The organism is Shewanella sp., assembly GCF_051658185.1.
Classification (GTDB): Bacteria; Pseudomonadota; Gammaproteobacteria; order Enterobacterales; family Shewanellaceae; genus Shewanella.
Window position 1 is genome coordinate 1 of record NZ_JBOFMC010000156.1, and the last position, 2146, is coordinate 2146.

The following is a 2146-nucleotide window of genomic DNA, read 5'->3' on the forward strand; positions in this document are numbered from 1 at the left end:
GATAGGGCAAGTTTTTTGCGCTTAGCGGTGACCAATGCCACCAATGCGGTGATGACGCGTCTGTCCCATAAAAACACTGTTGAACAGCGTTTTGTATTGCTTGAGGAAATCCTCGAACTTAGCGCGCCGATACAGCGAATGGAATGTTTTGATATCAGTCATACCATGGGGGAGAGTACGGTGGCCTCCTGCGTAGTGTTTAACCGTGAAGGGCCGCACAAGGCTGAATATCGCCGTTACAATATTGAAGGCATCACCCCAGGGGATGATTATGCCGCCATGAAGCAAGCCATTAGCCGCCGATTTGATAAAATCGATGCTAACGGCAAAATCCCCGATATCTTATTTATCGATGGCGGCTTAGGGCAGCTGCGTATCGCCCAGCAAATTGTGGATGAAAAATTTGCCCAACTGGATAAGGTCCCACAGTTAATCGGGATCGCCAAAGGTGAAGGGCGTAAACCCGGGCTTGAAACCTTGATATTAGGGGATACCGAAACCCATTTCTCCCTTGATGCCGATTCTGCCGCCTTGCATTTAATCCAACATATTCGCGATGAGTCTCACCGCTTTGCCATTACCGGCCATCGCCAACGGCGCCAGAAAACCCGCAACACCTCGACACTCGAAGCGATTGCCGGCATTGGTCCTAAACGCCGTAAAGCGCTATTACAGCATTTGGGTGGATTACAGGAAGTGAAAGGTGCAAGTGTTGCACAATTGGCCAAAGTGCCAGGGATTAGCCTAGAAATGGCACAAACCATTCATGATGCATTGCGAGGGTGATAAAATTAAGGCAAGATTGGCGCTGCTTTTGACTAACTGGTTTGATCATGCCGTTTAACTTACCCATAGCATTAACTCTTTTTAGGCTTTTTTTACTCCCAATTTTCGTAGTGTTGTTTTACTTGCCCTACAGTTGGACGCCCTTTGTTGCCGCCTTTGTGTTTTGGCTCGCGGCATTAACCGATGCATTAGATGGTTATGCCGCGCGTAAATTGAAACAATTAACTCGCTTTGGCGCTTTTTTAGACCCCGTCGCCGATAAATTAATGGTGATCACCGCATTAGTGTTATTGGTCGATCAATTTGCCAATATTTGGCTGACACTGCCGGCGCTCTTTATGATTGGCCGTGAAATTGTGATTTCTGCGCTGCGGGAATGGATGGCTGAATTAGGCAAACGTGGTACGGTTGCGGTCTCGTGGATTGGTAAGTATAAAACCGCTGCTCAAATGGTGGCGATTATTGGCTTAATTTGGCAATACAATCCACTAATGACTCAAGCCGCATTTGTGCTGTTGTATATCGCCGCGGTGTTAACCTTTTGGTCGATGATGAGTTACATTTTAGCCGCGTGGAAAGATCTCACGGCCGAATAGCACAATAAAAGATCAAAAAGATTATTTAGTGCGCAAGCAGTAAGTTATCGACAAAACAGCGGTTGACACCGCAAGACAAATCGGTAGAATGCCACCCCGTAGACAAGAGACAGCGTCAAAGCAACCGCTAGACACTATCTCAGGATACAACGCGACATTAGCTCAGTTGGTAGAGCGATACCTTGCCAAGGTATAGGTCATCGGTTCGAACCCGATATGTCGCTCCAAACTTTGATTGCAAGCTTAGGCGAGCAACACAAAAGTTTGCGAATGTGGCGCGATGGCAGAATGGCTATGCTGCGGATTGCAAATCCGTCGATCTCGGTTCGACTCCGGGTCGCGCCTCCACAATATAAAGTATTAATGACACGATTCCCGTCGTTAATATAAAGAGTTTGCCCGAGTGGTGGAATCGGTAGACACAAGGGATTTAAAATCCCTCGCTGGTAACAGCGTGCCAGTTCAAGTCTGGCCTCGGGTACCATTATTATAATGGTGACAGCTCCAAGCGAGCTAAAGCGTTAAACTTCGTAACCTAAGCATTTGAAATATAATCAATAGGTAGAAGTAAAGAGTTAAATACTATCAACAGCACAGCTTGCGATAGACAGAGTTTGCCCGAGTGGTGGAATCGGTAGACACAAGGGATTTAAAATCCCTCGCTGGTAACAGCGTGCCAGTTCAAGTCTGGCCTCGGGTACCATTATTCTTAGTGAATAGTAAAAAAGCCTCGACATTCGTCGGGGCTTTTTTGCATTTATGGC

Annotated in this window: 2 protein-coding genes and 4 tRNA genes; all 6 read left to right on the plus strand. The window is 46.8% G+C overall.

Translation table 11 applies throughout. The features are described 5' to 3' along the window. Window positions 1-786: helix-hairpin-helix domain-containing protein (locus ACRCZA_RS06475; protein ID WP_438673640.1), on the plus strand; the 786-nt coding region annotated here is incomplete at its 5' end. 47 nt (window positions 787-833) lie between these two features. Beyond that, window positions 834-1382, plus strand: a complete 549-nt coding sequence (gene pgsA, locus ACRCZA_RS06480) for a CDP-diacylglycerol--glycerol-3-phosphate 3-phosphatidyltransferase (protein ID WP_438673641.1) — start codon at window positions 834-836, stop codon at window positions 1380-1382. 151 nt (window positions 1383-1533) lie between these two features. After that, window positions 1534-1609: transfer RNA gene (locus ACRCZA_RS06485), tRNA-Gly, on the plus strand. Between the two features lie 47 nt (window positions 1610-1656). Then, window positions 1657-1730, plus strand: a tRNA-Cys gene (locus ACRCZA_RS06490). A 49-nt stretch (window positions 1731-1779) separates the two neighbouring features. Next, window positions 1780-1866, plus strand: a tRNA-Leu gene (locus tag ACRCZA_RS06495). Between the two features lie 132 nt (window positions 1867-1998). Next, a tRNA-Leu gene (locus ACRCZA_RS06500) sits at window positions 1999-2085 on the plus strand. Window positions 2086-2146: the final 61 nt, after the last annotated feature.